Below are 24,993 nucleotides of genomic sequence, written 5' to 3'. Positions count from 1 at the left end.
CAGGCCGAGGAGGCGTTCCCCGGCGAAACACGCGCCGGGAGCGCCTCCTCGCACGCGTCCGGCTCTCAGAGGGGGCCGAGGTCGCCCAGCGGGTCCTCGTACGCGTCCGGCCGCTGCCGCCCCAGGAACAGCACCAGCGAGGCGGCGACGGCCACCAGCCCCGGCACCACACTGAGCGGGCCCGGCCCCAGCGCCCACCAGCACACGACGAACAGCGGCGGCGAGAAGGCGACCGCCACCAACGCGATGCGCTGGGTGACCCCGGCCGACCAGGCCGACCGCAGCGAGCCCGGGTCGGTCCGCCACTGCAGGACGATGCCGATCACGACCAGGGATGTCGTCACGACGCAGGTCGGCAGGCCGATGCGCGGGAACTTCTGCCATTCCACCCCGGAACTCGGTTCGAGCAACAGCGCGCCCTGGACGAGCACCCCGGCGCCGATCAGGGCGAAGGCTCCACCGAACGTCCGGACGAGCTTGATGTCGCGTGACGTTCTCGGCCGCCACGGCCGGCCGTTCAGCCGGAACCTCTGCCGTGTCGCCCCGCGATAGTCGAAGGCCAGTGCGCCGCCGAACACGACGGCCACGACTCCCCACACCAACAGGAAGAGGGCCAGGGCGTTTCCGCCCCCGGCCGTACTCTGCTGTGCCACCAACAGTCCCCCTCCGGCTTCAGACGTGCACGGCTCACATCATGGACCGCGGCCGCCGTTTCAGACCCCGGCCGCCGTCACGCCCGTTCGCGCCGCGAGCGCTGCCGCCGCCGCTCCCACCAGCCCGGCGTCCGTGCCCATCTGGGCCGGGGCGACCGTCAGACGACGTACGAAGGAGAGGGTGGCGTAGTCGGCCAGGGCGCGGCGCAGCGGGGCGAGGAGCACCTCCCCCGCCTTGGCCACTCCCCCGCCGATCACCGCGATGTCGATCTCGACCAGGGTCGCGGTGGCGGCGATGCCCGCGGCCAGGGCACGGGCGGCGCGGGCGAAGGAGGCCATGGCGACCGGGTCCCCGGCGCGGGCGGCGGCGGCCACCGCGGCGGCCGAGGTGTCGCCGTCGGGGCCCGGGCGCCAGCCGTGGTCCAGGGCCCGGCGGGCGATGTTCGGGCCGCTCGCGATGCGCTCCACGCAGCCCCGCGAACCGCACGGGCACGGGTCGCCGTCGAGGTCGACGCTGATGTGGCCGATGTGTCCGGAGTTGCCGGTCGGGCCGGGGTGCAGCCGCCCGTCGAGCACCAGGCCGCCGCCGACGCCGGTGGAGACGACCATGCACAGCGCGTTGTCGTGTCCGCGGGCGGCACCCTGCCAGTGCTCGGCCGCCGCGATCGCCACACCGTCGCCGATCAGTTCCACGGGCAGGCCGCCGGCCGCGGCGCGGGCCCGCTCGACCAGCGGGTAGCCCCGCCAGCCGGGCACGTTGACCGGACTGACCGTGCCCGCGGAGGCGTCCACCGGGCCCGCGCTGCCGATACCCAGGACCGTGGCACGCCCCCACAGCGGCGACGCACCCAGCTCACCGAGCACCTCCGCCACGGCCCGCATCACGGTGTCCCCGTCCTCCTGCGCGGGCGTCGGGCGCTGCGCGCGCACCAGGATGCCGCCGCGGCCGTCCACCAGCGCTCCGGCGATCTTGGTGCCGCCGATGTCCAGCGCAGCCACGAGGTCGGTGTGCATCAGAGTCAGATCTCCCCGTCAATCATGAGAAAACCAAGAGGTGGGCGCAGTCCGGTATCGCTGTGGGGGGGCGCGATCCGGAGTATGCGATGGACAGTCTCTCGCGCATATGACAACGTTGTCCAGGTTCTATGCTCGACGCCACATCCTCATACGAACCCATGGACCGACGCATCCCCGTGGACGCGATTCGTCCCCGTGGACGACAGGACAGGACGCCGCACCGTGCCCGAGACCGCCCGTCGAGCAGACCGCCCCGCAGACCACCCGCACCGCGGCTCCGGGAACCGCTACGGCAGCCGTCCGACCATGAAGGACGTGGCGGCACGCGCGGGCGTCGGCTTGAAGACCGTCTCCCGCGTGGTCAACGGCGAGCCCGGGGTCACCCCGGACACGGAGCGGCGCGTCCAGGACGCCATCGCGGCCCTGGGCTTCCGCCGCAACGACAGCGCGCGGGTGCTGCGCAAGGGCCGTACGTCGAGCGTGGGCCTGATCCTGGAAGACCTCGCCGACCCGTTCTACGGGCCACTGAGCCGCGCGGTCGAGGAGGTGGCCCGCGCCCACGGCGCCCTGCTCATCAACGGCTCCAGCGCGGAGGACCCGGAGCGCGAGCAGGAACTGGCGCTGGCACTGTGCGCACGGCGGGTGGACGGGCTGGTCGTGATCCCGGCCGGTGACGACCACCGGTATCTGGAGCCGGAGATCAAGGCGGGCGTCGCGACCGTGTTCGTGGACCGTCCGGCCGGGAACATCGAAGCCGACGTCGTACTGTCGGACAACTTCGGCGGCGCCCGCGACGGCGTGGCCCACCTGATCGCCCACGGCCACCGCCGGATCGGCTTCATCGGCGACATGCCCCGCATCCACACGGCCGCCGAGCGTCTGCGCGGCTACCGGGCGGCGATGGAGGACGCGGGCATAGCGGTCGAGGACTCCTGGATGTCGCTGGGCGTCACGGACCCGGAGCGGGTGCGCCGCGCCGCCGAGACGATGCTGTCCGGGCCCGATCCGGTCACCGCGGTGTTCGCGGGCAACAACCGGGTGACCGTCACCGTGATCCGCGTGCTGGCCGAGCAGGCGCGCCGGGTCGCCCTCGTCGGCTTCGACGACATCGAACTGGCCGATCTGCTCCAGCCGGGCGTCACCGTCGTCGCCCAGGACGCGGCGGCCCTCGGCCGGACCGCCGCCGAGCGCCTCTTCCGCCAGCTGGACGGCACCCTCCTCGCCCCGGAACGCATCGAACTCCCGACCCGGCTGGTCACCCGCGGCTCGGGCGAACTGCCACCGTCGGACTGAACCACTCGTGGGGCCGGCCCGTTGCGGGCTCTCCCGGAGGCACCCGGGCGATGCTGCGCGCGGCAGGGCCGGGCCCGACGCCTGCGCGCGGGGCAGGTGGGACACGTGGCCGGACACCCGTACCAAGGTGGAGCACGCGGATGATCAGGGCGGCACCGAGAGGCGCACGGGGGCGTGACCGCGGGGGTCAGGGCCCCGCGGTCACGCCCCTGTCAGGTGCCCCCGGCTACTGCGCCGCGGCGGTCAGGTCGCCGCGGCGCGGGGCGGAGAAGGACTCCAGGTCGGCTCGGGTCAGACCGGTGAGCCGGGCGACCTCGGCGGAGTCGAGGGCGCCGCAGTCCAGGCCGCGCAGCAGGTAGCCACTGAGCGCCTTGGCGGTGGCGGGCTCGTCCATGACGTCGCCGCCGGCACGGCTGGCGTAGCGGGCAAGGCGGACCGCCGCCTGCTCGAAGCCCTCGCGGTAGAAGGCGAACACGGCCGCGTACCGGGTGGGGATGTGACCGGGGTGCATGTCCCAGCCCTGGTAGTAGGCGCGGGCCAGGGCGCGGCGGGTGAGGCCGAAGTGCAGTCGCCAGGCGTCGTGCACCTTCTCGGTCGGGCCGACCGGCAGGACGTTGGTGGAGCCGTCCGAGACGCGTACGCCCGTGCCCGCCGCGGCGACCTGCATCACGGCCTTGGCGTAGTCGGCGGCCGGGTGGTCGCTGGCCTGGTAGGCGGCGGAGACACCGAGGCAGGCGCTGTAGTCGAAGGTGCCGTAGTGCAGTCCGGTCGCGCGGCCCTCGGCGGCCTGGATCATCCGGGCGACGGTGGCGGTGCCGTCGGCGGCGAGGATGGACTGGCTGGTCTCGATCTGGAGCTCGAAGCCGAGGCGGCCGGGCGCCAGCCCATGGGCCTTCTCGAAGGCCTCGAGCAGCCGGGCCATGGCGGTGACCTGCTCGGGATAGGTCACCTTCGGCAGCGTCAGGACCAGCCCCTCGGGCAGGCCCCCGTCCGCCATCAGGCCGGTGAGAAAGATGTCGAGGGTGCGGATGCCCCGGTCGCGGACCGCCGCCTCCAGGCACTTCATGCGGATGCCCATGTAGGGGGCGGCCGTCCCGTTCCGGTACGCCTCGGCGACCAGCCTGGCCGCGCGGGCGGCCGCCTCGTCCTCCTCCGCGTCCGGGCGGGGGCCGTAGCCGTCCTCGAAGTCGATCCGAAGGTCCTCGATGGGCTCCCGCTCCAGCTTGGCGCGGACGCGGTCGTACACGGGAGCGGCCAGCTCGTCGCTCAGGCCGAGGACGGCGGCGAAGGAGGCCGCGTCCGGGGCGTGTTCGTCGAGCGCGGCGAGCGCCTGGTCGCCCCAGGAGCGGATGGTGCCGGCGTCGAAGACGTCGCCGGGCACGTAGACGGTGTGCACGGGCTGGCGGGTACCGGGGTCGCCCGGGTAGAGGCGCTCCAGTTCGGCGTCGACCGGCGCGAGGGAGGCGCTGATCTCCTCGCTGACGGCGCCCGCGAGGCTCGTCGCCACGTTCTCCTGCTGGCCCTGACCCATCCCGCACCCTCCTGTTTTCCGCTTCCCGGAATCAATAATCCGCAGTACGAAGTTATCCGTGGATCTTCCCGTGGGTCAACACCGTCTTTCGCGCGACCGCCCACGCCTTCATCCTGGCGCGCGGGAGGAGGTGATCACCCGTTAAGGCTCCGGAGGCTCCGGGGGGTGCCGCCGGGACGAGCCGAGGCCCCCGCGTCCCACCCGGAGAGGGCGGGGCACGGGGGCCTCGGTCGGCGTCGGAGGATCAGCCCTTGCGGGCCTTGATCTCCTCGGTGAGCTGCGGGACGACCGCGAACAGGTCGCCGACCACGCCGTAGTCGACCAGGTCGAAGATCGGGGCCTCGGAGTCCTTGTTGACCGCGACGATCGTCTTCGAGGTCTGCATGCCCGCCCGGTGCTGGATCGCGCCGGAGATGCCGTTGGCGATGTACAGCTGCGGGGACACGGACTTGCCGGTCTGGCCGACCTGGCTGGTGTGCGGGTACCAGCCGGCGTCGACGGCGGCACGCGAGGCACCGACGGCCGCGCCGAGGGAGTCGGCGAGCGCCTCGATGACCGCGAAGTTCTCCGCGCCGTTCACGCCGCGGCCGCCGGACACCACGATCGCGGCCTCGGTCAGCTCCGGACGCCCGGTCGACTCACGCGGCGTCCGGCCGGTGATCTTGGTGCCGGTGGCCTGCGCGGAGAAGGACACGTTCAGCGCCTCGACCGCACCGGCGGCCGGGGCGGCCTCCACGGCGGCCGAGTTCGGCTTGACGGTGATGACAGGGGTGCCCTTGGAGACACGGGACTTGGTGCTGTACGAGGCGGCGAACACCGACTGGGTGGCCACCGGACCCTCGTCGCCGGCCTCCAGGTCGACGGCGTCGGTGATGATGCCGGAACCGATGCGCAGCGCCAGGCGGGCGGCGATCTCCTTGCCCTCGGCGGAGGACGGGACGAGCACGGCGGCCGGGGAGACGGCCTCGACCGCGGCCTGGAGGGCGTCCACCTTCGGCACGACCAGGTAGTCGGCGTACTCGGGCGCGTCGTGGGTGAGGACCTTCACCGCGCCGTGCTCGGCGAGCGTCGCGGCGGTGTCCGCGGCACCCGCGCCGAGGGCGACGGCGACCGGCTCGCCGATGCGGCGGGCCAGGGTCAGCAGTTCCAGGGTCGACTTGCGGACGGCACCGTCCACGTGGTCGACGTAGACGAGGACTTCAGCCATGGGACTTCTTCTCTCCTGCTTGCGAAGGGGGGCGGTCGGCGGGTTGCGGGCCTCAGATGAACTTCTGGCTCGCGAGGAACTCGGCGAGCTGCTTGCCGCCCTCGCCCTCGTCCTTGACGATCGTGCCGGCGGTGCGGGCCGGGCGCTCCGTGGCGGAGTCGACGGCCGTCCAGGCGTTCTCCAGACCGACCTCGTCCTCGTCGATGTCCAGGTCGGACAGGTCCCAGGACTGAACCGGCTTCTTCTTGGCCGCCATGATGCCCTTGAAGGACGGGTAACGGGCCTCGCCCGACTGGTCGGTGACCGACACCACCGCGGGCAGGGACGCCTCGAGCTGCTCGGATGCGGCGTCGCCGTCCCGGCGGCCCTTCACGGTGCCGTCCTCGACCGACACCTCGGCCAGCAGCGTCACCTGCGGCACGCCCAGGCGCTCGGCCAGCAGCGCCGGGACCACGCCCATGGAGCCGTCGGTGGAGGCCATGCCGGAGATCACCAGGTCGTAGCCGGCCTTCTCGACCGCCTTGGCCAGCACCAGCGAGGTGCCGATGGCGTCCGTGCCGTGCAGGTCGTCGTCCTCGACGTGGATCGCCTTGTCGGCGCCCATCGAAAGCGCCTTGCGCAGCGCGTCCTTGGCGTCCTCCGGACCCACCGTCAGAACGGTGACCTCAGCCTCGTCGGCGTTCTCCGCGATCTGCAGCGCCTGCTCGACCGCGTACTCGTCCAGCTCGGAGAGCAGACCGTCCACGTCGTCCCGGTCGACGGTCAGGTCATCGGCGAAGTGCCGGTCGCCAGTGGCGTCGGGCACGTACTTCACAGTGACAACGATCCTCAAGCTCACGCCGGCTCTCCTACTGCATCGTCTTCTCTGGGCTGCCTTCCTGCAGGCAGCATAGGCGCCTGAAGCGGCCGATCCCGGTCAGGGCGACCGCGCGCTCCGAGCGGAATATTACTCGTCAGTACACCCAGTTCATGCCCGCTGAGCAAGCGCTTTGAACTGTGACCTTCGCAACGCAGCGTAACCGGAACCCGACGGCTTCGCAGGGGAGCGCCGGGGTGATCAATCACGCAGCGCGCTGAAGCGGCCCTGATGGTAGAGAAGCGGACGGCCGGCGCCCGTGGGGTCGCCCAGGACGACCTCGGCCAGCACGATGCGGTGGTCCCCGGCGGGCACCCGCGTGACGACCCGGCACACCATCCAGGCCAGCACGCCGTCGAGGACGGGCACCCCCTCGGGACCCTCGCGCCACGCCGTCGGCGCTCCGAAGCGGTCGGCACCGCTGCGCGCGAAGGTGGCGGCCAGTTCCTCCTGGTGCTCCCCGAGTATGTGGACGCCTACGTGCTCGGTCGCGGCGATCGCCGGCCAGCTGGAGCCGCCGGTGCCGACGCCGAAGGAGAGCAGCGGGGGCTCGGCGGAGACGGAGGTGAGGGAGGTGGCGGTGAAGCCGACCGGACCGGCGTCGCCCCGGGCGGTGATCACCGCGACGCCCGCCGCGTGCCGCCGGAAGACGGAGCGCAGCAGCTGGGGGGAGGCGAGCTGGACGGTGGCGGAGGCGCCCAGGTCGGACGTGGCCGTCATGGAGCTGTCCTTCTGCTGGTCGGACGAGCGGGATCCGTGGCTGCTCAACAGTCCGGGCGGCACGCGCTCGTGGGGCGGGCTGGGTCGACGCGGGGCCGCCCGAGAAGAAGGAGTTCCGAGGGCATGCGGTCAGGCTCACGATAGTTGGCGTGCCCAGTCAAGTACGTCCCGGGATGTGGGTGCTGTCCCGCCGTCATGGATCGGGGCCTCACAACGCCTCCCCCAGGGCCGCGATGACGTCCGCCTTGCGCGGCTGTCCGGCGGCCCGCCGTACCACGCGGCCGTCCGCGTCGAGGACGAGCACGGTCGGCGTCCTGAGGATCCCGAGTTCGCGCACGAGGTCGAGCCGGTCCTCGGCGTCGACCTCGACGTGCGCCACGCCGGGGACCATGCGGGCCACCTCGCCGAGGACTCGCCTGGTCGCCCGGCAGGGTGCGCAGAACGCGCTGGAGAACTGCACCAGCGTGGCACGCGCGCCGAGGTCCTCACCGAGTTCGGCCGCCCCGAGCCGCCTGTCCTCGCCACATCCCCGCACGCCTGCTCTCCTCTTCCGCCGTGCCGCCGTACCTTCGCGAACGCGCCCGCGCGCGCCCACCGGTTCAGCGCGCCCGGGAGCGCGGAGATTCCCGGAACCCGGGACGGGTCCGCCGGGCGGTGGCCGCGGCCGGTGGTCCGCGGACGCGGTGTGGCCGCTATGGGCCGTCGGGCGGAATCTCACGGGTGACGTGACGAGGATCTCGCCGTGGACGGGCACGTGGACTGGCTCCCGGGCCGTTCTTGGGGCACGATCTGCGACAGGCCGTAAACCTACGGCAGCGTAACTTCAGCCGGGAGCCCCTTCCCTGGCAGAGAGAAGGGTCCGTCCCGCTCATGGCAGAGCTCGTCTACCGCCCCGTCATCGGTCTCGCCCGCACGATGTTCAAGGCGTGGGACCTCAAGATCGACTGCCGGGGCTCGGAGAACATCCCGCGCACGGGCGGCGCCGTGCTGGTGAGCAATCACATCAGCTATCTGGACTTCGTCTTCAACGGGCTCGCGGCGCTCCCGCAGAAGCGCCTGGTGCGTTTCATGGCCAAGGAGTCGGTCTTCCGGCACCGGATCTCCGGCCCCCTGATGCGCGGCATGAAGCACATCCCGGTGGACCGCGCCAACGGTGAGGCGGCGTACGCGCGAGCGCTGGACTCGCTGAGGTCCGGCGAGGTGATCGGGGTGTTCCCGGAGGCCACGATCTCCGAGTCGTTCACGCTGAAGAGCTTCAAGTCGGGCGCGGCGCGCCTCGCGCAGGAGGCCGGCGTTCCGCTGATCCCGATGGCCGTCTGGGGTACGCAGCGGCTGTGGACCAAGGGCCACCCGCGCAACTTCAAGCGCAGCCACATCCCGGTCACGATCCGCGTGGGCGAGGCCATGGAGGCCTCCCGCGAGCAGTACGCGGGCGCCATCACCCGCCGGCTGCGCGAACGCGTCCAGGAGCTCCTGGAGGCCGCCCAGCGCGCCTACCCGGTCCGCCCCCGGTCCGCCGACGACACCTGGTGGATGCCCGCCCACCTCGGCGGCACGGCCCCGACCCCGGACCAGCTCCGCACGGCCGGAGCGCACTGACCGTTCCTAGAAGCTGAGCGGGAGTGAGTCCTGGTGCCAGGATTCGTGCTCAGCCGTGTGCCCCGAACGGTTGTGAGCACACTGGTCGCCGGCTTTCGCTCCGCGTCCGGCGCCGGCGGATCGTCTCCGTGGTCCGGGAATGCGGGGGCGGGGTCCCTCACGCCCCGGGCTGCCCGGTCGGGCCTGGACGGTCCGATGCCCCGCACGATCGCTCCGGTCGTGTGAGGGCGGTGCCGTCCGACGCCGGATCGGGCATCCCAGGGCGCGCCTTCCGATTGCCACGGCGGCAGCCTCGTGCCGCGTGGGCTTCCTGTTCTTGCTGCTCAGGGGCTTTTGCCAGCGCTGGGCGCCCCAGCGGCTGGTGTAGGCCGGGTCGACGGCGACGACGGTGACGCCGAGCTCGGCAGCCATGGGCACGAGCCGTGTGCGCAGGCGGGCGGTGGGCAGGCCGGAGATCAGCTTGGGGAACCGCTTGCGGCGGCCGTGCTTCTCCCGGGTCTTGTCCGCGGCGAAGTCCAGGTCCTCGATCGCGAGGGCCAGACCGCGCCGCGCCGTCCAGTGCAGCAGGCGGATCAGGGCGTGCCGCAACTGCGCGTCCCGATGCTGCGCGCTGCCGGTCAGCCGGTAGTCGAATCTGCGGGGCGCGCCGACGGGGTTGCCGTGCTCATCCGGGCGCCAGGCGGCCAGGTGGTCGGCGTTCATGTCCATCCCGACCAGCCCACCCGCACGAGCCGCTTCCAGCGGCACCGTCCTGACCTGCGGGATCTGCCAGGAGGCGGTCACGTACCAGCGGTTCCGGTCCGTGTCGTAGTTGATGCGGGAGGCCACCGCACGATGGGCGGCGATGCGGTCGGCCCACTCTTCCTCCCGGTGGCGGAAGCCGATCCGGCAGGCGAGCACGTACCGGCCGTGCGGCGCGTTGGCCAGCCCGGCCAGCGGCGCCGGGAGTTTGATGCTCATCTCACCGCCTGGTGTGATGCGGATCGTCTCGTTGCCGTACCGCTTGCCGGACTCGCCATCGGCCTGGAGAAACCAGTGCTCGGCCTGCCGCAGCAGTTCAAACCCCGGCCGGAGCCGCACGACAGGCCGGGAAGGCGGCGGACAGGCCTGTGCCTAGGACGCGGGCGGCCGTACGGTGACCTCGGCGCCCGGGCTGAACTTCTCCAGCAGTTCGGCGAGTTCGGCCGCCGCCGCCTCCGCCTCGGCGACCGGCATCGGGGCCAGGCTCTCCAGCAGGAAGATGCCCGACGCGGTCTGCTCGGTGAGACGGGTGCGCGGGCCCTGGCGCCAGTTCCAGCGGCGGCAGGTCACGCCGGCCTCGTCGCACCACACCACCTCGCCCGCGTCCGGGTGTTCGACGGTCTCCTCGCCGCCCGTGACGGTCACGAAGTCCTCCTCGCCACTGGCCCGCACCAGGCGCATACCGCCCTCGATCCGGTCGAGGTCCTCGCCTCCGACGGGGATCAGATGGGCGACGCTGATGGCGTTGTAGAGATCGACGAGCAGGTTGATGCGGGGCAGTCCGGCGTCGGTCAGCGCCCGCCGGGCCAGCGCTTCCGCCGAGTTGCGGGTACGGGAGGGCTTGGAGCCGAACGCCGTGTAGGTCTCGCGCCAGGCGGCCATGTGCGGGTCCTCGTGCGGGGCGCGCCCGTCCAGACGCGCCGCCAGACGGCGTGCGGCCTCGTCGAGGAGCGCCGAGGAGGCCTCGGTGCTCGGTCCGCCCACCAGCCCGTGGGCCTCGACGGCCACGTGGGTGAAGCCGGGCGCGAGTGCGCGAACCTCGTCGGACACGGTGAGCGTCAGTGCCATGTTCTCCCGCCTCGCGGTCAGAGTGCGGCAGGGAGCGTCTTCCACAGCCGCGGCCGGTCCGGAGCGGCCGTGAGGGCGGCCAGCACGGCCGGGTGCGGTTCAGCGTACAGCACTGGATAGTCCAGCTCGTTGGACTTCGGATCCGGTACGAAGGCCAGGCGCTCACCGGTGAGGGAGAACCGGGCGTCGACGCCCGGCTTGTTGCCGCGCGGGTCCTGCCGGTGCCAGGCTCCGTTGAACCGGACGGCGACCAGTCCGTGCACCACGTGCCCGCCGTCGTCGTGCGTCAGCCGCTGGTAGCACAGCGCCGTCGGGATGTCCTCGGCCCGCAGCAGCGCCGCCAGGGCATGGGCCTTGGCGTAGCAGATGCCGGTGCGCAGCCGGAGCACGTCGGAGGCGCGCCAGGTGACGCGCGGGTCGCCGGAGTCCTGCGAGTGCGGGATGCCGTCGCGCACGAACTCGTACGCGGACCGCGCATAGGCATACGAGTCCGCCACCCCCTCGGCGAGACGGGCAGCCGTCTCGCGGACCATCGGGTGGTCATGGTCGATCGCCTCGTCGGCGGCCAAATACGCAGACAGGTCGGGGGTGTTCTGGATCAGCTCCATGCCCGCAGAGCATAGGAATGCGACCACTCGAACGTCAATGAATTTTCGAGCGATCGCATAACTATGCAGATCCGACCGGTGTGAGGACGCTAGCGCGCCATCTCCTCCTTCAACGCGGCCACGAACGTGTCCACGTCGTCCTCGGTGGTGTCGAAGGCGCACATCCAGCGCACGACGCCCTCCGCCTCGTCCCAGAAGTAGAAGCGGAACCGCTTCTGCAGGCGCTCGCTCACCTCGTGCGGGAGCTTGGCGAAGACCCCGTTGGCCTGCACCGGGTAGAGGATCTCCACGCCGTGCACGGCGCGCACGCCCTCCGCGAGCCGCTGCGCCATCTCGTTGGCGTGCCGGGCGTTGCGCAGCCACAGGTCCTTGGCGAGCAACGCCTCCAACTGCACCGACACGAAACGCATCTTGGAGGCGAGCTGCATGCTCATCTTGCGGATGTGCTTCATGTGGCGGACCGAGTCCTGGTTGAGGACCACGACCGCCTCGCCGAACATCGCGCCGTTCTTCGTCCCGCCCAGGGAGAGGATGTCGACGCCGACGGCGTTGGTGAACGTCCGCATCGGCACGTTCAGGGAGGCGGCCGCATTGGCGATGCGGGAGCCGTCCAGGTGCACCTTCATGCCCCGCGCGTGCGCGTGCTCGCAGACGGCGCGGATCTCCTCGGGCGTGTAGAGGGTGCCGAGTTCGGTGCTCTGCGTGATCGAGACGGCCTGCGGCATCGCCCGGTGCTCGTCCTCCCAGCCGTACGCCTGCCGGTCGATCAGCTCGGGGGTGAGCTTGCCGTCGGGCGTGGGCACGGTGAGCAGCTTCAGGCCGCCCATGCGCTCGGGGGCGCCGCCCTCGTCGACGTTGATGTGCGCGCTCTCCGCGCAGATTACCGCGCCCCAGCGGTCGGTGACCGCCTGGAGCGCCACGACGTTCGCGCCGGTTCCGTTGAACACCGGGAACGCCTCCGCGGTGGCGCCGAAGTGGCTGCGGACGATCCGCTGGAGGTTCTCGGTGTAGTCGTCCTCGCCGTACGCGACCTGGTGCCCGCCGTTGGCCACGGCCAGGGCGGCGAGCACCTCCGGGTGGACCCCGGCGTAGTTGTCGCTGGCGAACCCGCGGACCTCGGGGTCGTGGTGGCGACGCGCATCGGTCCTGGGAGGGTTCACGGCTTCTCGGTGAGCCACAGACGCTTTCCGTTCACTTCCGCGGCGGGCTTGCTCCACACGTCGACGATGGCGTCGGCCAGGTCGCTGACGTCCGTGAAGCCCGCGAACTTCGCGTTGGGGCGGTCGGCGCGCATCGCGTCGTGCACCAACGCCTTCACCACCAGGATCGCAGCCGCGGACGTCGGCCCTTCGGCGCCCTCGCTCTTTCCCGCCTTGCGGAAGAAGTCGGCCATGGCCAGGGTCCACGCCTCGGCGGCCGCCTTGGCCGCGGAGTACGCCGCGTTGCCCGCGGTGGGCCTGCTGGCGCCGGCCGCGCTGATCAGGACGTACCGGCCGCGCTCGCTGCGCTGCAGCGCCTCGTGGAAGGCCAGGGAGGTGTGCTGCACGGTGCGGATGAGCAGCAGCTCGAGGAAGTCCCAGTCGTCCAGGCTGGTCTTGGTGAAGGTCTCGCTGCCGCGCCAGCCGCCCACGAGGTGGACCAGGCCGTCGATCCGGCCGAAGTCCTTCTCGATGTGCGCGGCCCAGTCGCGGGTGGACTGGAGGTCGAGCAGGTCGACGGTGTCCCCGGTGACGCGGGCGCCGCCGGAGGCGTACCGGGCGGCGTCCACGGCCTGCGAGAGCCGCTCCGGGTCGTTGTCCGCGCCGACGACGGTCGCACCCGCCTCGGCGAGCCTGAGCAGCGCCGCCCGGCCGGCCGGTCCGCCCGCGCCGGCCACCGCGATCACCGCACCGCTGAGAGCCCCGTTCCCCACCATGTTCCTCGCCTCCTGCGCAGTGTTCTCGGTTTCGCGGCCGCTCACGCGGCGACCCGCTCGGCGCTGTCCGCCACGATGCCCCTGGTCGAGGCGATCACGTTCTTCAGCTTCTTGGACAGTGCCTCGTAGAACATGCTGAGCGGAAACTCGTCCGGAAGCACGTCATCCACGAGCTTGCGCGGGGGCTGGGTCAGGTCCAGGGCGTCGGGGCCCTTGGCCCACTTGGAGCCCGGGTGCGGAGCGAGGTAGGCGGAGACCAGTTCGTAGCCGGCGAACCAGTGGACCAGCTTGGGGCGGTCGATGCCGTCGCGGTAGAGCTTCTCGATCTCGGCGCACAGCTGGTTGGTGACCTGCGGGGCGCGCTCCCAGTCGATGGCCAGCTTGTTGTCGGTCCAGCGCACCACGTCGTGCTTGTGCAGGTAGGCGAAGAGCAGCTGACCGCCGAGGCCGTCGTAGTTGCGCACGCGCTCGCCGGTGACCGGGAAGCGGAACATGCGGTCGAACAGCACCGCGTACTGCACGTCACGGGCCTGCGCGACACCGTCGGCCTGGAGCTTCACGGCCTCCTTGAAGGCGGTGAGGTCGCAGCGCAGCTCCTCCAGGCCGTACATCCAGAACGGCTGGCGCTGCTTGATCATGAACGGGTCGAACGGCAGGTCGCCGTGGCTGTGGGTGCGGTCGTGGACCATGTCCCACAGCACGAAGGCCTCCTCGCAGCGCTTCTGGTCGTGGACCATGGCGGCGATGTCCTCGGGCAGTTCGAGGCCCAGGAGGTCGACGGCGGCGGCGGTGACGCGGCGGAAGCGCGCGGCCTCGCGGTCGCAGAAGATGCCGCCCCAGGAGAACCGTTCCGGCGCCTCGCGCACGGCGATGGTCTCCGGGAAGAGGACGGCGGAGTTGGTGTCGTAGCCGCCCGTGAAGTCCTCGAACGTGATGCCGCAGAACAGCGGGTTGTCGTAGCGGGTGCGCTCCAGCTCGGCCAGCCAGTCCGGCCAGACCATGCGCAGCACGACCGCCTCCAGGTTGCGGTCCGGGTTGCCGTTCTGCGTGTACATGGGGAAGACGACCAGGTGCTGGAGGCCGTCCGCGCGGTTCGCGGCGGGCTGGAAGGCCAGCAGCGAGTCCAGGAAGTCCGGCACCTCGAAGCCGCCCTCGGACCAGCGGCGCAGGTCCCGCACGAGTGCCTCGTGGTAGGCGGCGTCGTGCGGCAGCAGCGGGGACAGCTCCTCGACGGCGTCGATCACACGCCGTACGGCGGCGTCGGCGTCCGCGCGGCCGGGGGCGCCCTCGGCCGTGAAGTCGATCGAGCCGTCCTTCGACTGCCATGGCCGGATTCGCTCCACGGCATCCTTGAGCACGGGCCACGCCGGGTGCTCAACCACCCTGGCCACCGGAGGAACCTTCTCCTCCGCACCCACCTGCACAAGAATTTCCGTCATGTCTCATCCTCCACGGGACAACCTCGCGTAAGGAGACGGTATACATACAGGGTTTCTCCCAGCAAGGGGAGCCTCGGGAAATTATTCTGCGCGCAGCCATGGTCACCGGCTATTTTCCTGCCGTACACCCGGACGGGGCCAGACCCGGTGGGCCGGTCGAGTGACCGACGCCACGTCTCTCCGGGGGCGGTTTCCGGCCGTGGGCGACCGTGCGGTGACTTCACGGCCCGGCGGTCAATGCCACAAGGGGACTCGCCCACGCCGGAGTGACCGCCGCGGCGGATCCGGCCCGTTCCCGCGGGCCGTCACCCCACTGCGGCGTGTACGCGGGGGTTCAACCAGCGTGTGGGCCATTAGGCTGCGTCACTACCGCGCGGACGACGAGGTCCATCCGCTCCGCGCCGCGCAGAGCCGCCGTCGACGGAAGCGAGTTGAACTTTGAACTTCCTTACCATCGGTCACCGCGGAGTCATGGGAGTCGAGCCCGAGAACACCCTCCGTTCCTTCGTCGCCGCCCAGCAGGCCGGACTGGACGTCGTCGAACTCGATCTGCACCTGAGCAAGGACGGCGCCCTCGTCGTCATGCACGACGACAAGGTGGACCGCACCACCGACGGCAGCGGCGCGATCGCGGACAAGACACTCGCCGAGCTGCGCTCCCTGGACGCCGGACGCGGCGAGCGGATCCCGGTCTTCGAGGAGGTCCTCGACGCGGTGCGCTCACCGCTCCAGGCCGAGATCAAGGACGTGGCCGCGGCCCGCGCACTGGCCGAGGTGCTGCACGAGCGGGACCTGGTCTCCCGCGTCGAGGTGTCCTCGTTCCACGACGAGGCGATCGCCGAGATCGCCCGGCTGGTGCCGGGAGTGCGCACCGCGCTCGTGGCCAGCCGCTACGACTCCGAGGTCGTCGAGCGCGCCACCGCCGCCGGCGCCGCGACCGTCTGCCTCAACATCCGCCGGCTCACCCTCGAGATCGTCGAGCACGCGCGCAAGGCGGACCTGCGGATCATCGGCTGGGTCGTGAACACCCTGGACCATCTGCGTCTGGTCCGCGCCCTGGAGCTGGACGGCGCGACCACCGACTACCCGGAGATCAAGCTCACCGGCCGCTTCACCGCCTGACCCCGGGGCAGGGACCCCTAGGCGAGTTCCTTGACCAGCAGCTCGAACTCCAGGTCGTCGCGCTGCGGAATGCCGAACCGCTCGTCGCCGTACGGGAAGGGGGTCGTCCTTCCCGTACGGCGGTAGCCGCGGCGCTCGTACCAGGCGATCAGGTCCTCGCGCACGGAGATCACGGTCATGTGCATCTCCCTGGCGCCCCAGTCCTCCCGGGCCCGGCGCTCGGCCTCCGCGATGACCGCCTTGCCCAGGCCCGCGCCCTGCAGCGTGGGGCTGACGGCGAACATGCCGAAGTAGGCGTGGTCCCCCTGGTGCTCCAGTTGGCAGCAGGCGACCACGCGGCCGTCCCGCTCGACCGTCAGCAGCCTGCTCCCGGGCGACTCGATGACCTCCAGCACGCCCCCGGGGTCCGTCCGCTGCCCCTGGAGGATGTCCGCCTCGGTGGTCCAGCCCGCCCGGCTGGAGTCCCCGCGGTACGCCGACTCGATCAGGTGCACCAGCGTGTCGACGTCGGCGTCGCGGGCGTCACGGAAGGTCAGTCCGCTGGCGGCGGTCTTCATGGGGCGGGCCTTTCGGTTCGGGCGCTGTCGGGCGGGGCGAGCGCCATCCTGCCACTAGGCTCCCGGTGCATGGTGCACGTACTCAGCAGCCGGACACTGGTCCGGCCCACGGACCCCGAGCGCTCCCGTGTCTTCTACGGCGAGCGGCTCGGCCTCGCCGTCTACCGCGAGTTCGGCACGGGGCCGGAGCGCGGCACCGTCTACTTCCTCGGTGGCGGTTTCCTGGAGCTCTCCGGGCGCTCCGACGGTCCGCCGTCCCCGTCCGTGCGGCTGTGGCTCCAGGTCGAGGACGTGGCGGCGGCCCACGAGGAGCTGCGGGCGAAGGGCGTCGGGATCACGCGTGAGCCGGTGCGCGAACCGTGGGGTCTGATCGAGATGTGGATCGCCGATCCGGACGGCACGCCCATCGTCCTCGTCGAGGTGCCGGCGGAGCATCCGCTGCGGTACCGGGCGGGGATCTGAGCCGGATCCGGGCGCGGCGGCCGCGGGCGGCTCCCGCTGGCCCGCGTCGGCGGCCGGGGCTAGCGTGCTGGTGGGTGGGGATGAGCCTTCCCGGAGGAGTGCCATGGAGTTCGACAAGCCTGTGGTCGGCGGACCCTGCTGGGCGGAGCTGGGCACCAGCGATCTGGAGGCTGCCACACGGTTCTACACGGAGGTGTTCGGCTGGCGCATGCGGCGCGACCCCCGGCTGGTCTCGGGTGACTACACCCTCGCCCACCTCGGGGACGCGCCGGTCGCCGCGATCACCCCCCTGTACCAGAGGTCGCAGCCGGTCGCGTGGAACGTCTCGTTCGCCGTCGCCGACGCGGACGCCGTGGCGAACAAGGTGGTGGAGGCCGGCGGGACGGTGATCCACGGTCCGAGGGACATCTACGACGAGGGCCGCTTCACCGTCGCGCTCGACCCGTCGGGCGCGGCCTTCCAGATGTGGCAGGCGCGGGAGTTCTCCGGTGCCGGGGTGTTCAATCGGCCCGGCTCACTCGGCTGGGTGGAACTGGTCACCCGCAACCCCAAGCGGGCCAGGGACTTCTACACGAGCGTGTTCGGCTGGAGCGTCAACGCCTCGGAGTGGTACACGCAGTGGGGTCTGCACGGCGAGGACTTCGGCGGCGTGACGGCGATGCACGACCGCTTCCCGGCCGATGTGCCGCCGCACTGGCTGCCGTACTTCGCGGTCGAGGACGTCGACGCGACCACGGACGTCGCGGTCCGGGCCGGCGCCAAGGCCCTGCTGGAGCCCACTGCGCTCCCGGACGGCCCCCGTATCGCGGTCCTGCGGGACCCCCAGGGCGCGACCTTCGGCATCTACCGGTCCGCCCGGGAGAGCTGAGGCCCGCCCAGGAAGGCCGAGGTCCGCTCTGGGGAGCCGAGGAACCCGTGACGGTCCACCCCGGATCCACGAACGAGACGGTCGTGGATCCGGGGTGGACCTCCGGCTCAGAGGCGCAGGGCGCCCGGGCGCCCCTCCAGCCGGCCGAGCAGCTCCCCCAGGAGCGCGGCCAGGCCGTCCCGTTCCCGCCCGGCCAGGCCGGACAGGACGGCCCGTTCGTAGGCGAGCTGCTCCGGCAGGATGCCGTCGACGAGGTCCCGTCCGGCGTCCGTGAGGCGGACGTGGGCGACCCGGCGGTCGCGGGTGTCGCCGCGGCGCTCCACCAGTCCGCGTTCGGTCAGCTGCTTCAGGCGTTTGGTGACGGCGGCCCCCGAGGAGAACGTCTCGCGGGTCAGTTCGCTCGGGGTGAGCTCGTCCCCGGTCCGCCGCAGCGCCCCGAGCAGGTCGAACTCGGGCCGGCTGAGGCCCGCCCGGCGCAGCGGCGCGTCCTCGGCCTGCTGGAGGAGGGCGGCGCAGCGGTTGATCCGGCCGATGATCTCCATCGGCGCGGTGTCCAGGTCGGGGTGGACGGCCCGCCACTGGCGGACCACTCCGGCGACGGTGTCGCCGCCCGGCTCGGTCCCCGCGGGCCGGATCCGCTCGTGCGCCGCGTCCCCGGTCACCGCGTCCCCGTGGGCCGGCCGTCCGTTCCTCGCCGTCATGGCCGTACGTCCTCCGTCGTCTCGCCCGTGCTCGCCGGGGCGTGCAGGCCCTGGCGTCGTACCGTCGCGGCGAGCGTACGGTGTGCGGACTGCTCGGTGAGCACGACCCGCTCCTGGGGCAGGGCGCGTTGCCACCACTCGCCGGACGCGGCGTCCGCGGTGGCGCGCAGGTCGGCCAGCGCGGCGGCCAGGCTCCGGCGCGCGGACTCCAGGGCGGCGGGCGCGGGCCGCTCCTCGGCGACCAGGCGGGCCGCTCCTTCGCGGGCCCGGTCCACGGCGGCCAGGGCGTGCTCGATGCGGTCGCCGGCCCGGCGGTTGGTGACGGCGACGGCCGCCACGAAGCCGACCAGCGCGCCGACCAGGGTGTCCACGGCCCGCTCGGTGATCAGCTCGCCCGGCTCGTGGTACCCGGCGAACTCGATGATGAGCAGCGCCAGGGGGGTCACGCAGATGCTGCCGAGCCAGTAGTTGCGGCCGATCAGCGCCTCGGCGCCGAAGTTGAAGGCCATGCAGAGCAGGACGAGGGCCAGGTCACTGGCGTGCGCGAGCGGGGCGACGGCGCCGAAGACGAGGACGCCGACGAGGTTGCCGACGACGCGCTGGATGCCCCGCTTCCAGGTCAGGGTCATGTTGGCCTGGTAGAGGGAGGCGGCGGTGACCAGGGCCCAGTAGGGGCGGCCGACGCCGAGCGCGAGGGAGGCGTAGCCGGCGAGGGCGCAGCCCAGCGCGGTGCGCACCGCGATCGGGGTGAGCGGGCCGAGCCGGGTCCACCAGGGCCGGCGGGGAGCGGTGGTCTCGGCGTCCACGCCGAGCAGTTCGTCGGCGGCCGCCGCCGTCTCGCCGGCCTCGGGGATCGGCCCGGTCCCGCACAGTCGGCGGGCCCAGGTGCGCAGCTTCTCGGGGTCCGTGTCCGCCGGGGCGGCGAGCGCGACCTCGGCGCGCACGACGAGCCGTTCCAGGGCGCGCCGGGGAGCGGTGCGGGTGCCGGTGGACAGCAGCGTCTGCCAGGCGGCCTGGACGGCGGCGGCCGCGGCGGCGCGGGTCCGGGTGTGGCCTTCGCCGGTGCCGCCGGTGGCCGCGTGGGCGGCGGCCGCGTTCAGCGCCTGCGCGGTGGCGCGGCGCTCCGGGCCGTGCGGGCGCAGCAGCCCGGGCGCCATGCCGACCAGCCAGGCCCAGGCCGCCGCGGCCAGGGCCAGCGCCAGGTGGCCCGGGACCTGGCCGAGGGTCTGCGGGGCGAACAGGGAGGCGGAGCTGATGAAGGTGAGGACGACGTTGCCGGGCGGTCCGATGCGGGTGGCGTCGCAGAGCGCCTTCTGCACGGCCGCCATCAGGGCGCCGATGGTGACCAGGACGACCGGGTCGGTGGTGAGCGAGGCGGTGACCAGGGCGAGGGCGAGGCCGCCGATCATGCCGAGGACCACCCAGGCCAGGGCGCGGGCCCGGGCGGCGTAGGGGCGGTTGTGCGCGTACAGGGCGCACAGCGAGCCCGCCATCGTGTACATGGCGAGGTCGAGCCGGCCGAGGACGAGCAGGGTGAGGGTCGGCAGGGCGACCGAGACGACGACGCTCAGGGCGGGCTTGAACCAGATGTCCGAGGGGCGGCCGAGCCGCAGCACGCCGGTGAGCGGAAGACGCCGGGCGATCCGGCCGGGAGTGGGGGGCACACTGCTCATACCGACAAGATTAGCAGGTGTTTTACCTGTAAAGCATATCCGATGAGCGCGCCGCCACCGGCTCGTAACGTGACGTGCTTCCCCGAACGCGCCCCGTATACCCCCTTGCGCTCGTGTGCGCACCGCGTGCCCCGGGCATCGCTTGACCGACCGGCCGTCCGGCGGCGGCCGTGATCCGTCGAGCGGGGAGGTGGGGGGTGCACGGATCGACTTCGCCCGGCTGGCTGCTGGTCGCGCTGTGCGCGGCGACCGGGGTGTACTGCCTGCTGCGGATGCGCAGCACCGTCGAGGACCAGCGTCGTTCCGCGGGCGGCGAGGCGGTCATGGGCTTCGGCATGGCCGCCATGGCCGTCCCGGCCGCGGTGTTCACACCGCCGCTGTGGGCCTGGTCGGCCTACGGGGCGGTCTTCGGCGCGACCGCGCTGCGCTCGCTGTGGTCGGCGCGGACGAGCCCGCACCACCTGCACCACCTGGTGGGCGCGGCGGCCATGGTCTACATGTCCGTGGTGATGGCCGTGTCGCCCGGCTCCCACCACCACGGCGGGGCGGGAGTGCCGCCGCTCACCGGCGCGCTGCTGCTGTACTTCGCCGGATACGTCCTGCTGTCCGGCGTCCGGCTGGTCCCCGCCGGGACGGTGGCGGGGAGCGTCGCGCGCGGCGGCACGGGGTGGGGCGACCGTCCGGAACTGGCACGGGCGTGCCGGTTGTCGATGGGTATCGCGATGGTGGCGATGCTGCTGACCCTGTGATCCGCCGGGCGGGACGGCGGGGCAGGCACCACGGAGCCGTGGTCTGCGTCACTTTGCCGCGGAGCCGTACCCTCGGCGCTGCCGGCCGCTCATAGGGTGGCTCGCATGATGGTCCCCGCGGTCCTGCTGCTGCTCGGCGCCCTGACCGCCGTCGCCGCCCCTCGGCTGCTCGCCCGGGCCGACTGGCCGGACCGTGAACCGGTGCTCGCGCTGTGGGTGTGGCAGTGCGTGGTCGCCGCGGTCCTGCTGTGCTGCGCGTTGTCGATGACGCTCAGCGCGGCGGCCGCCTGGCAGGCGGTGCGCGGCCATGTGTTCGCCCCGGCTCCGCGTTCGGTGGTGGAGGCGTACGCGCTCGGCACGGCCGACGCCTGGGCGCCGACGACCGCGGTGGCGCTCGCGTGCGGCGGGGTGTGGAGCGCGGCGATGCTGCTTCGCGAGGTGGTGCGGGCCCGGGCGCGACGCGGGCTGCGCCGCGCCGAACTCCTCGTCCGTGCCCCGCTGCTGCCCGGCGAGGAGTCCGGCGCCGACCGGCTCGTGGTGCTGGAGGGCGAGCGGCCGGACGCCTGGTGGCTGCCGGGACCGTCGCCCCGGCTGGTCATCACCACGGCCGCGTTGCGCCGCCTGAAGGGGCGGCAGCTGGACGCCGTCCTCGCGCACGAGCAGGGCCACGCGCGGGCCCGGCACGACTGGCTGCGGCACTGCTCCGCGGCGCTCGCCGGCGGCTTTCCGCAGGTGCCGGTGTTCGCCGCGTTCCGCGACGAGATGCACCGCCTGGTCGAACTCGCCGCCGACGACATGGCGTCACGCCGCTTCGGCCGCCTGACGACCGCCCTCGCCCTGGTCGGACTCAACGAGCACCGCGGCGTGTTCGGCCCCTGCCCCGCCGCCCAGGCGCACGTCCCTCAGCGCGTGCACCGCCTCCTCACTCCCCCGAACCGCCTCCCTGCCGCCCGCAGACTGCGCCTGACGGCGGTCGCCTCCCTCGTCCCGGTGATACCGGTCCTGGTGGCGGTGATCCCCGGCTTGAGGGCGCTGGGTTAGGAACGGCACCCGTCCCACCCGTCCGTGACCGGTGTCCGGTGGCCGGGGTACCCGGAGTTGGGCCATCATCGGCCCATGGCTGCCGTGCTCTTCGACTTCTCCGGGACCCTCTTCCGCGTCGAGTCCTGCGAGTCCTGGCTGAGAGCCGTCCTGAACGAGGCTGAACTCACGCTTGACGAGCGAGAGTTGGCCCGGACGGCACGGGCGCTGGAGGAGGCCGGGGCGCTGCCGGGCGGGGCGCCGCCGGCGCGGCTGCCCGACGAGGCGGCCGGGCTGTGGGAGATCCGGGACCGCAGCGCCGAACTGCACCGCTCCGCCTACACCGCCCTGTCCCGCCAAGTGCCGCTGCCCGACCCGGCGTTGCACGACGCGCTGTACGAGCGGCACAGGACGCCGCCGGCCTGGGCCCCCTACCCGGACGCGGCCGAGGTGCTGCGCACGCTGCACGAGCGCGGAGTCGGGGTGGCCGTGGTGAGCAACATCGGCTGGGACCTGCGCCCGGTGTTCCGCGCCCACGGCCTCGACGCGTACGTGGACGCCTACGTGCTGTCGTACGAGCACGGCGTCCAGAAGCCGGACCCGCGCCTGTTCGCTCTCGCCTGCGCGGCGCTCGGCGCCGACCCGAAGGACGTGCTGATGGTCGGCGACAGCCGCCACGCGGACGGCGGCGCGGCCGCCCTGGGCTGCGGTGTGCACTTCGTGGACCACCTGCCGGTCACACGGCGGCCGGACGCGCTGCTGCCGGTCCTCGGCCTGCTCGACCGGACGGACTGAGCCTCCACCGCACGGCCGCGCCGCCGGCGCCCCCACCCGGCCCCGGCGGCAGCCTCTTGACGGCATCGGGTACGCAAAAGTCCGCCCGCCTCGGACGATCCCCCGTTTCGCCCGAGACGGACGGCAGCGCGACGGACCCCTGCCGGGGCCGGTCCGCTCGCGCTGAGTATAGTTGGCTGGCAGCCAGTCAACGCAGGAGTCACAGCATGTCCCCGCGAAGCGCCTCGGTCAATGAAGAGTTGCGACGGCGTTCCCGGGAGCGGCTCCTCCAGGCGGCGGTCGAGCTGGTCGGCGAGCACGGGTACGACGCGACGACGCTCGGCGCCATCGCCGACCGCGCGGGGTCGGCACGCGGCCTGGTCTCCTACTACTTCCCCGGCAAGCGCCAGCTGGTGCAGTCCGCCGTGCACCGGCTGATGCACCGCACGCTCCAGGAGGCGCTGGAGCGCGAGCCGCGCACCGAGGACGGCCGGGAGCGGCTGGCGCGGGCCGTCGACGCGATCCTGGGTCTGGCCCGGGACCGGCCGGTGCTGATGCGCCAGCACATGGCGGGGATCCTGCTCGAGGAGGGCTTCGTGCAGTGCCCGGAGCAGCAGCGCCTCTCCGAGCTGCTGCGGGACACGGTGGCCCGGCGCGGTTCGCAGGACGTCGACGCCGACTACCCGATGCTGCGCGCCCTGCTGATGGGCGCCGTCTACGCCGCGCTGGTGCCCGGGGCGCCGATGCCGGTGCCGGTGCTGCGGGCCGAGCTGTTCGAGCGCTACCGGCTCGACTGGGACATGGGAGCGCCGCCGGAGGCGCAGCCGCCCGGCGGCTCCTGCGACACGGACCTGTCCCGCTTCTTCGCGACCGGCCGGATCCCGGCGCCCCCGCCGGAGCGGTAGCCAGGCGGCCGGCGTACGGATCCGGGCCGCGACACGCGGGCGGTCCCGCGCGGCCTCCCTCCCCCGGCGGTCCGCTTGGTGCCATGCTGGAGCCATCAGCGATCTCCTGCGGTCCATGTGCGATCCATCGGGGTAAGGAGTTCCGCCGTGCTGCGTGTCGCCGTCGTCGGCTCGGGGCCGAGTGGGTGCTACACCGCTCAGGGCCTGGTCCAGCAGGACCCCTCGGTGCGCGTCGACGTCCTCGACCGGCTGCCGTGCCCGTACGGGCTCGTGCGCTACGGCGTGGCGCCGGACCACGAGAAGATCAAGTCCCTGCAGAACAACCTGCGGACGGTCCTGGAGCACGAGCGGGTCCGGTTCCTGGGCGGCGTCCAGGTCGGCGGCCCCGGCGGACTGCCCGCCGCGCGGCTGCGCGAGCTGTACCACGCGGTGGTGTACTGCGTGGGCGCCGCCACCGACCGCCGTCTGCACATCCCGGGCGAGGACCTGCCGGGCAGCTGGTCGGCGACCCAGTTCGTCTCCTGGTACAGCGCCCACCCCGACTCCGTGGACAGCGGTTTCGTGCGGGGCGCGCGGTCGGCCGTCGTCGTCGGCGTGGGCAACGTCGCCGTGGACGTCACGCGCATCCTGGCGCGCGGCGCGGCCGAGCTGAGCCCCACCGACATGCCGGAGGCCGCGCTCGCCGCGCTCACCGCGAGCCGGGTGACCGAGATCCACATGGTGGGCCGGCGCGGCCCGTCGCAGGCCCGCTTCACGACCAAGGAGCTGCGCGAGCTGGGCGCCCTGCCGGACACCGACGTCGTCGTCGACCCGGAGGAGCTGGCGCTGGACCCGGCCTGCGCCGATCCCTCGGCGCTGCCGGCCGCCCAGCGCCGCAACATCGAGGTCCTGCGCGGCTGGGCCGCGACGCCGCCGAGGGGCGGCGCCCGCCGGATCCGGCTGCGCTTCTTCCTGCGCCCCGTCGAACTGATCGCCGACGACGGCCGCGTGAGTACGGTGCGGCTGGAGCGCACGGCGCCGGACGGGCACGGCGGCGTCGTCGGGACGGGTCGGTACGAGGACATCGCGGCCCAGCTGGTGCTGCGGTCGGTGGGCTACCGCGGAGTGCCGCCGGACGGGCTGCCGTTCGACGCGGGCACCGGCACCGTGCCGCACCGGGACGGGCGCGTGCTGCGCGACGGCGCCGTCGCGCCCGGCGAGTACGTGGCCGGCTGGATCAAGCGGGGTCCCACGGGTGTCATCGGCACCAACCGGCCGTGCGCGAAGGAGACGGTGGCCTCGCTGCTCCAGGACGCGCCCGGGCTCGTGGGCAGGCAGGTGCCGGACGACAGCCTCCCGGTGCTGCGTGCCGAGGGTGTCGAGCCCGTACGGTGGGCGGGCTGGCAGGCCATCGAGCGGGCCGAGGCGGAACTCGGCGTCTCCCTCGGGCGCAGCGTGGTCAAGCTGCCGGACTGGGAGTCCCTGCGGGCGGCGGCCCGCACCGCGGTCTCCCAGGCCTAGGGTCTTTCGTCCGGA

General features: G+C 72.8%; 25 protein-coding genes and 1 pseudogene. 10 read left to right on the top strand and 16 right to left on the bottom strand.

Annotated elements, in window-relative coordinates; translation table 11 throughout:
* Positions 1 to 65: 65 nt before the first annotated feature.
* On the bottom strand, positions 66 to 653 hold the full coding sequence (locus ACWC91_RS28815; protein WP_450641907.1) for a hypothetical protein: 588 nt from the start codon (positions 651 to 653) through the stop codon (positions 66 to 68).
* A 60-nt stretch (positions 654 to 713) separates the two neighbouring features.
* Positions 714 to 1,667, bottom strand: a complete 954-nt coding sequence (locus tag ACWC91_RS28810) for an ROK family protein (RefSeq protein ID WP_141363763.1) — start codon at positions 1,665 to 1,667, stop codon at positions 714 to 716.
* A 225-nt stretch (positions 1,668 to 1,892) separates the two neighbouring features.
* Here ACWC91_RS28810 and ACWC91_RS28805 point away from each other — a divergent pair, with 225 nt between their 5' ends.
* Complete coding sequence (locus ACWC91_RS28805) at positions 1,893 to 2,963, top strand: LacI family DNA-binding transcriptional regulator (RefSeq protein WP_225078510.1); 1,071 nt, start codon at positions 1,893 to 1,895, stop codon at positions 2,961 to 2,963.
* Positions 2,964 to 3,189: 226 nt separating this feature from the next.
* On the opposite strand, the gene ACWC91_RS28800 is transcribed toward ACWC91_RS28805, so the two are convergent.
* From ACWC91_RS28800 to ACWC91_RS28780, 5 genes are all read right to left on the bottom strand, one after another.
* Positions 3,190 to 4,494: a DUF6986 family protein gene (locus tag ACWC91_RS28800; protein WP_450643064.1), complete on the bottom strand. Its 1,305-nt coding sequence runs from the start codon at positions 4,492 to 4,494 to the stop codon at positions 3,190 to 3,192.
* 244 nt (positions 4,495 to 4,738) lie between these two features.
* Positions 4,739 to 5,701, bottom strand: a complete 963-nt coding sequence (locus ACWC91_RS28795; RefSeq protein WP_450643066.1) for an electron transfer flavoprotein subunit alpha/FixB family protein — start codon at positions 5,699 to 5,701, stop codon at positions 4,739 to 4,741.
* A gap of 52 nt (positions 5,702 to 5,753) precedes the next feature.
* A complete protein-coding gene (locus ACWC91_RS28790; RefSeq protein WP_225078507.1) occupies positions 5,754 to 6,539 on the bottom strand; it encodes an electron transfer flavoprotein subunit beta/FixA family protein in 786 nt (261 codons plus the stop codon).
* A gap of 219 nt (positions 6,540 to 6,758) precedes the next feature.
* A complete protein-coding gene (locus tag ACWC91_RS28785) occupies positions 6,759 to 7,277 on the bottom strand; it encodes a flavin reductase family protein (RefSeq protein ID WP_225078506.1) in 519 nt (172 codons plus the stop codon).
* Between the two features lie 208 nt (positions 7,278 to 7,485).
* Entirely contained in the window at positions 7,486 to 7,872 is a 387-nt protein-coding gene (locus ACWC91_RS28780) for a TlpA family protein disulfide reductase (protein ID WP_376502391.1), read from the bottom strand.
* A gap of 275 nt (positions 7,873 to 8,147) precedes the next feature.
* On the opposite strand from ACWC91_RS28780, the gene ACWC91_RS28775 reads away from it, so the two are divergent.
* Positions 8,148 to 8,876: a lysophospholipid acyltransferase family protein gene (locus ACWC91_RS28775; protein ID WP_281154190.1), complete on the top strand. Its 729-nt coding sequence runs from the start codon at positions 8,148 to 8,150 to the stop codon at positions 8,874 to 8,876.
* 6 nt (positions 8,877 to 8,882) lie between these two features.
* Here ACWC91_RS28775 and ACWC91_RS28770 read toward each other — a convergent pair.
* The 6 genes and pseudogenes from ACWC91_RS28770 to ACWC91_RS28745 form a co-directional block, all read right to left on the bottom strand.
* Positions 8,883 to 9,923 (bottom strand): annotated as a pseudogene (locus ACWC91_RS28770) (IS200/IS605 family accessory protein TnpB-related protein); the annotation flags it as partial.
* A gap of 66 nt (positions 9,924 to 9,989) precedes the next feature.
* The gene (locus tag ACWC91_RS28765; RefSeq protein WP_450643068.1) at positions 9,990 to 10,685 is read right to left on the bottom strand and encodes a B3/B4 domain-containing protein; all 696 of its coding nucleotides are present in this window, start codon (positions 10,683 to 10,685) and stop codon (positions 9,990 to 9,992) included.
* A gap of 17 nt (positions 10,686 to 10,702) precedes the next feature.
* Positions 10,703 to 11,293, bottom strand: coding sequence for a transglutaminase domain-containing protein (locus tag ACWC91_RS28760; protein ID WP_225078503.1), 591 nt, complete (start codon positions 11,291 to 11,293; stop codon positions 10,703 to 10,705).
* An 89-nt stretch (positions 11,294 to 11,382) separates the two neighbouring features.
* Entirely contained in the window at positions 11,383 to 12,453 is a 1,071-nt protein-coding gene (locus tag ACWC91_RS28755; RefSeq protein WP_450643070.1) for a threonine aldolase family protein, read from the bottom strand.
* The gene (locus tag ACWC91_RS28750; RefSeq protein WP_450643071.1) at positions 12,450 to 13,208 is read right to left on the bottom strand and encodes an SDR family NAD(P)-dependent oxidoreductase; all 759 of its coding nucleotides are present in this window, start codon (positions 13,206 to 13,208) and stop codon (positions 12,450 to 12,452) included. Before ACWC91_RS28750 ends, ACWC91_RS28755 begins: the two co-directional genes overlap by 4 nt.
* 41 nt (positions 13,209 to 13,249) lie before the next feature.
* Positions 13,250 to 14,647, bottom strand: a complete 1,398-nt coding sequence (locus ACWC91_RS28745) for a DUF6421 family protein (RefSeq protein ID WP_225078501.1) — start codon at positions 14,645 to 14,647, stop codon at positions 13,250 to 13,252.
* A gap of 438 nt (positions 14,648 to 15,085) precedes the next feature.
* Between ACWC91_RS28745 and ACWC91_RS28740 the strand changes: the two genes are divergently transcribed.
* Positions 15,086 to 15,769 (top strand): glycerophosphodiester phosphodiesterase, encoded by a 684-nt coding sequence (locus ACWC91_RS28740; protein WP_450643073.1) that lies wholly within the window; start codon positions 15,086 to 15,088, stop codon positions 15,767 to 15,769.
* A gap of 17 nt (positions 15,770 to 15,786) precedes the next feature.
* On the opposite strand, the gene ACWC91_RS28735 is transcribed toward ACWC91_RS28740, so the two are convergent.
* Positions 15,787 to 16,326, bottom strand: a complete 540-nt coding sequence (locus ACWC91_RS28735) for a GNAT family N-acetyltransferase (protein ID WP_225078499.1) — start codon at positions 16,324 to 16,326, stop codon at positions 15,787 to 15,789.
* Between the two features lie 69 nt (positions 16,327 to 16,395).
* Between ACWC91_RS28735 and ACWC91_RS28730 the strand changes: the two genes are divergently transcribed.
* Positions 16,396 to 16,788, top strand: a complete 393-nt coding sequence (locus ACWC91_RS28730) for a VOC family protein (RefSeq protein ID WP_225078498.1) — start codon at positions 16,396 to 16,398, stop codon at positions 16,786 to 16,788.
* 103 nt (positions 16,789 to 16,891) lie between these two features.
* Positions 16,892 to 17,656: a VOC family protein gene (locus ACWC91_RS28725; RefSeq protein ID WP_225078497.1), complete on the top strand. Its 765-nt coding sequence runs from the start codon at positions 16,892 to 16,894 to the stop codon at positions 17,654 to 17,656.
* A gap of 107 nt (positions 17,657 to 17,763) precedes the next feature.
* Here the strand turns inward: ACWC91_RS28725 and ACWC91_RS28720 are convergent, their stop codons facing one another.
* Positions 17,764 to 18,357 (bottom strand): MarR family winged helix-turn-helix transcriptional regulator, encoded by a 594-nt coding sequence (locus tag ACWC91_RS28720; RefSeq protein WP_225078496.1) that lies wholly within the window; start codon positions 18,355 to 18,357, stop codon positions 17,764 to 17,766.
* Positions 18,354 to 20,030, bottom strand: coding sequence for an FUSC family protein (locus tag ACWC91_RS28715; RefSeq protein WP_225078495.1), 1,677 nt, complete (start codon positions 20,028 to 20,030; stop codon positions 18,354 to 18,356). The genes ACWC91_RS28720 and ACWC91_RS28715 overlap by 4 nt, the downstream gene beginning before the upstream one ends.
* 197 nt (positions 20,031 to 20,227) lie before the next feature.
* Between ACWC91_RS28715 and ACWC91_RS28710 the strand changes: the two genes are divergently transcribed.
* From ACWC91_RS28710 to ACWC91_RS28690, 5 genes are all read left to right on the top strand, one after another.
* Positions 20,228 to 20,779: a DUF5134 domain-containing protein gene (locus tag ACWC91_RS28710; protein ID WP_225078494.1), complete on the top strand. Its 552-nt coding sequence runs from the start codon at positions 20,228 to 20,230 to the stop codon at positions 20,777 to 20,779.
* A gap of 105 nt (positions 20,780 to 20,884) precedes the next feature.
* Positions 20,885 to 21,820 carry a M56 family metallopeptidase gene (locus tag ACWC91_RS28705; RefSeq protein WP_450643075.1) on the top strand — a complete coding sequence of 312 codons (936 nt, stop codon included), beginning with the start codon at positions 20,885 to 20,887 and terminating at the stop codon, positions 21,818 to 21,820.
* A 75-nt stretch (positions 21,821 to 21,895) separates the two neighbouring features.
* The gene (locus ACWC91_RS28700) at positions 21,896 to 22,594 is read left to right on the top strand and encodes an HAD family hydrolase (protein ID WP_225078492.1); all 699 of its coding nucleotides are present in this window, start codon (positions 21,896 to 21,898) and stop codon (positions 22,592 to 22,594) included.
* 206 nt (positions 22,595 to 22,800) lie between these two features.
* Positions 22,801 to 23,478 carry a TetR/AcrR family transcriptional regulator gene (locus ACWC91_RS28695; RefSeq protein ID WP_225078491.1) on the top strand — a complete coding sequence of 226 codons (678 nt, stop codon included), beginning with the start codon at positions 22,801 to 22,803 and terminating at the stop codon, positions 23,476 to 23,478.
* Positions 23,479 to 23,625: 147 nt separating this feature from the next.
* Positions 23,626 to 24,978 carry an FAD-dependent oxidoreductase gene (locus tag ACWC91_RS28690; RefSeq protein WP_450643078.1) on the top strand — a complete coding sequence of 451 codons (1,353 nt, stop codon included), beginning with the start codon at positions 23,626 to 23,628 and terminating at the stop codon, positions 24,976 to 24,978.
* Positions 24,979 to 24,993: the final 15 nt, after the last annotated feature.

Source organism: Streptomyces sp. NPDC001204, from assembly GCF_053598035.1.
The sequence above is the reverse complement of the archived record's forward strand: the minus strand, read 5'-3'. Positions and strand labels throughout refer to the sequence as shown.

What these genes read in the sequence shown, in the direction of transcription:
- ACWC91_RS28760 (WP_225078503.1), bottom strand. Translation starts at nt 11,293, where the DNA reads ATGGAGCTGATCCAGAACACCCCCGACCTGTCTGCGTATTTGGCCGCC.
- ACWC91_RS28700 (WP_225078492.1), top strand. Translation starts at nt 21,896, where the DNA reads ATGGCTGCCGTGCTCTTCGACTTCTCCGGGACCCTCTTCCGCGTCGAG.
- ACWC91_RS28725 (WP_225078497.1), top strand. Translation starts at nt 16,892, where the DNA reads ATGGAGTTCGACAAGCCTGTGGTCGGCGGACCCTGCTGGGCGGAGCTG.
- ACWC91_RS28730 (WP_225078498.1), top strand. Translation starts at nt 16,396, where the DNA reads ATGGTGCACGTACTCAGCAGCCGGACACTGGTCCGGCCCACGGACCCC.
- ACWC91_RS28715 (WP_225078495.1), bottom strand. Translation starts at nt 20,030, where the DNA reads ATGAGCAGTGTGCCCCCCACTCCCGGCCGGATCGCCCGGCGTCTTCCG.
- ACWC91_RS28720 (WP_225078496.1), bottom strand. Translation starts at nt 18,357, where the DNA reads ATGACGGCGAGGAACGGACGGCCGGCCCACGGGGACGCGGTGACCGGG.
- ACWC91_RS28800 (WP_450643064.1), bottom strand. Translation starts at nt 4,494, where the DNA reads ATGGGTCAGGGCCAGCAGGAGAACGTGGCGACGAGCCTCGCGGGCGCC.
- ACWC91_RS28705 (WP_450643075.1), top strand. Translation starts at nt 20,885, where the DNA reads ATGATGGTCCCCGCGGTCCTGCTGCTGCTCGGCGCCCTGACCGCCGTC.
- ACWC91_RS28775 (WP_281154190.1), top strand. Translation starts at nt 8,148, where the DNA reads ATGGCAGAGCTCGTCTACCGCCCCGTCATCGGTCTCGCCCGCACGATG.
- ACWC91_RS28785 (WP_225078506.1), bottom strand. Translation starts at nt 7,277, where the DNA reads ATGACGGCCACGTCCGACCTGGGCGCCTCCGCCACCGTCCAGCTCGCC.
- ACWC91_RS28750 (WP_450643071.1), bottom strand. Translation starts at nt 13,208, where the DNA reads ATGGTGGGGAACGGGGCTCTCAGCGGTGCGGTGATCGCGGTGGCCGGC.
- ACWC91_RS28735 (WP_225078499.1), bottom strand. Translation starts at nt 16,326, where the DNA reads ATGAAGACCGCCGCCAGCGGACTGACCTTCCGTGACGCCCGCGACGCC.
- ACWC91_RS28745 (WP_225078501.1), bottom strand. Translation starts at nt 14,647, where the DNA reads ATGACGGAAATTCTTGTGCAGGTGGGTGCGGAGGAGAAGGTTCCTCCG.
- ACWC91_RS28695 (WP_225078491.1), top strand. Translation starts at nt 22,801, where the DNA reads ATGTCCCCGCGAAGCGCCTCGGTCAATGAAGAGTTGCGACGGCGTTCC.
- ACWC91_RS28810 (WP_141363763.1), bottom strand. Translation starts at nt 1,667, where the DNA reads ATGCACACCGACCTCGTGGCTGCGCTGGACATCGGCGGCACCAAGATC.
- ACWC91_RS28795 (WP_450643066.1), bottom strand. Translation starts at nt 5,701, where the DNA reads ATGGCTGAAGTCCTCGTCTACGTCGACCACGTGGACGGTGCCGTCCGC.
- ACWC91_RS28765 (WP_450643068.1), bottom strand. Translation starts at nt 10,685, where the DNA reads ATGGCACTGACGCTCACCGTGTCCGACGAGGTTCGCGCACTCGCGCCC.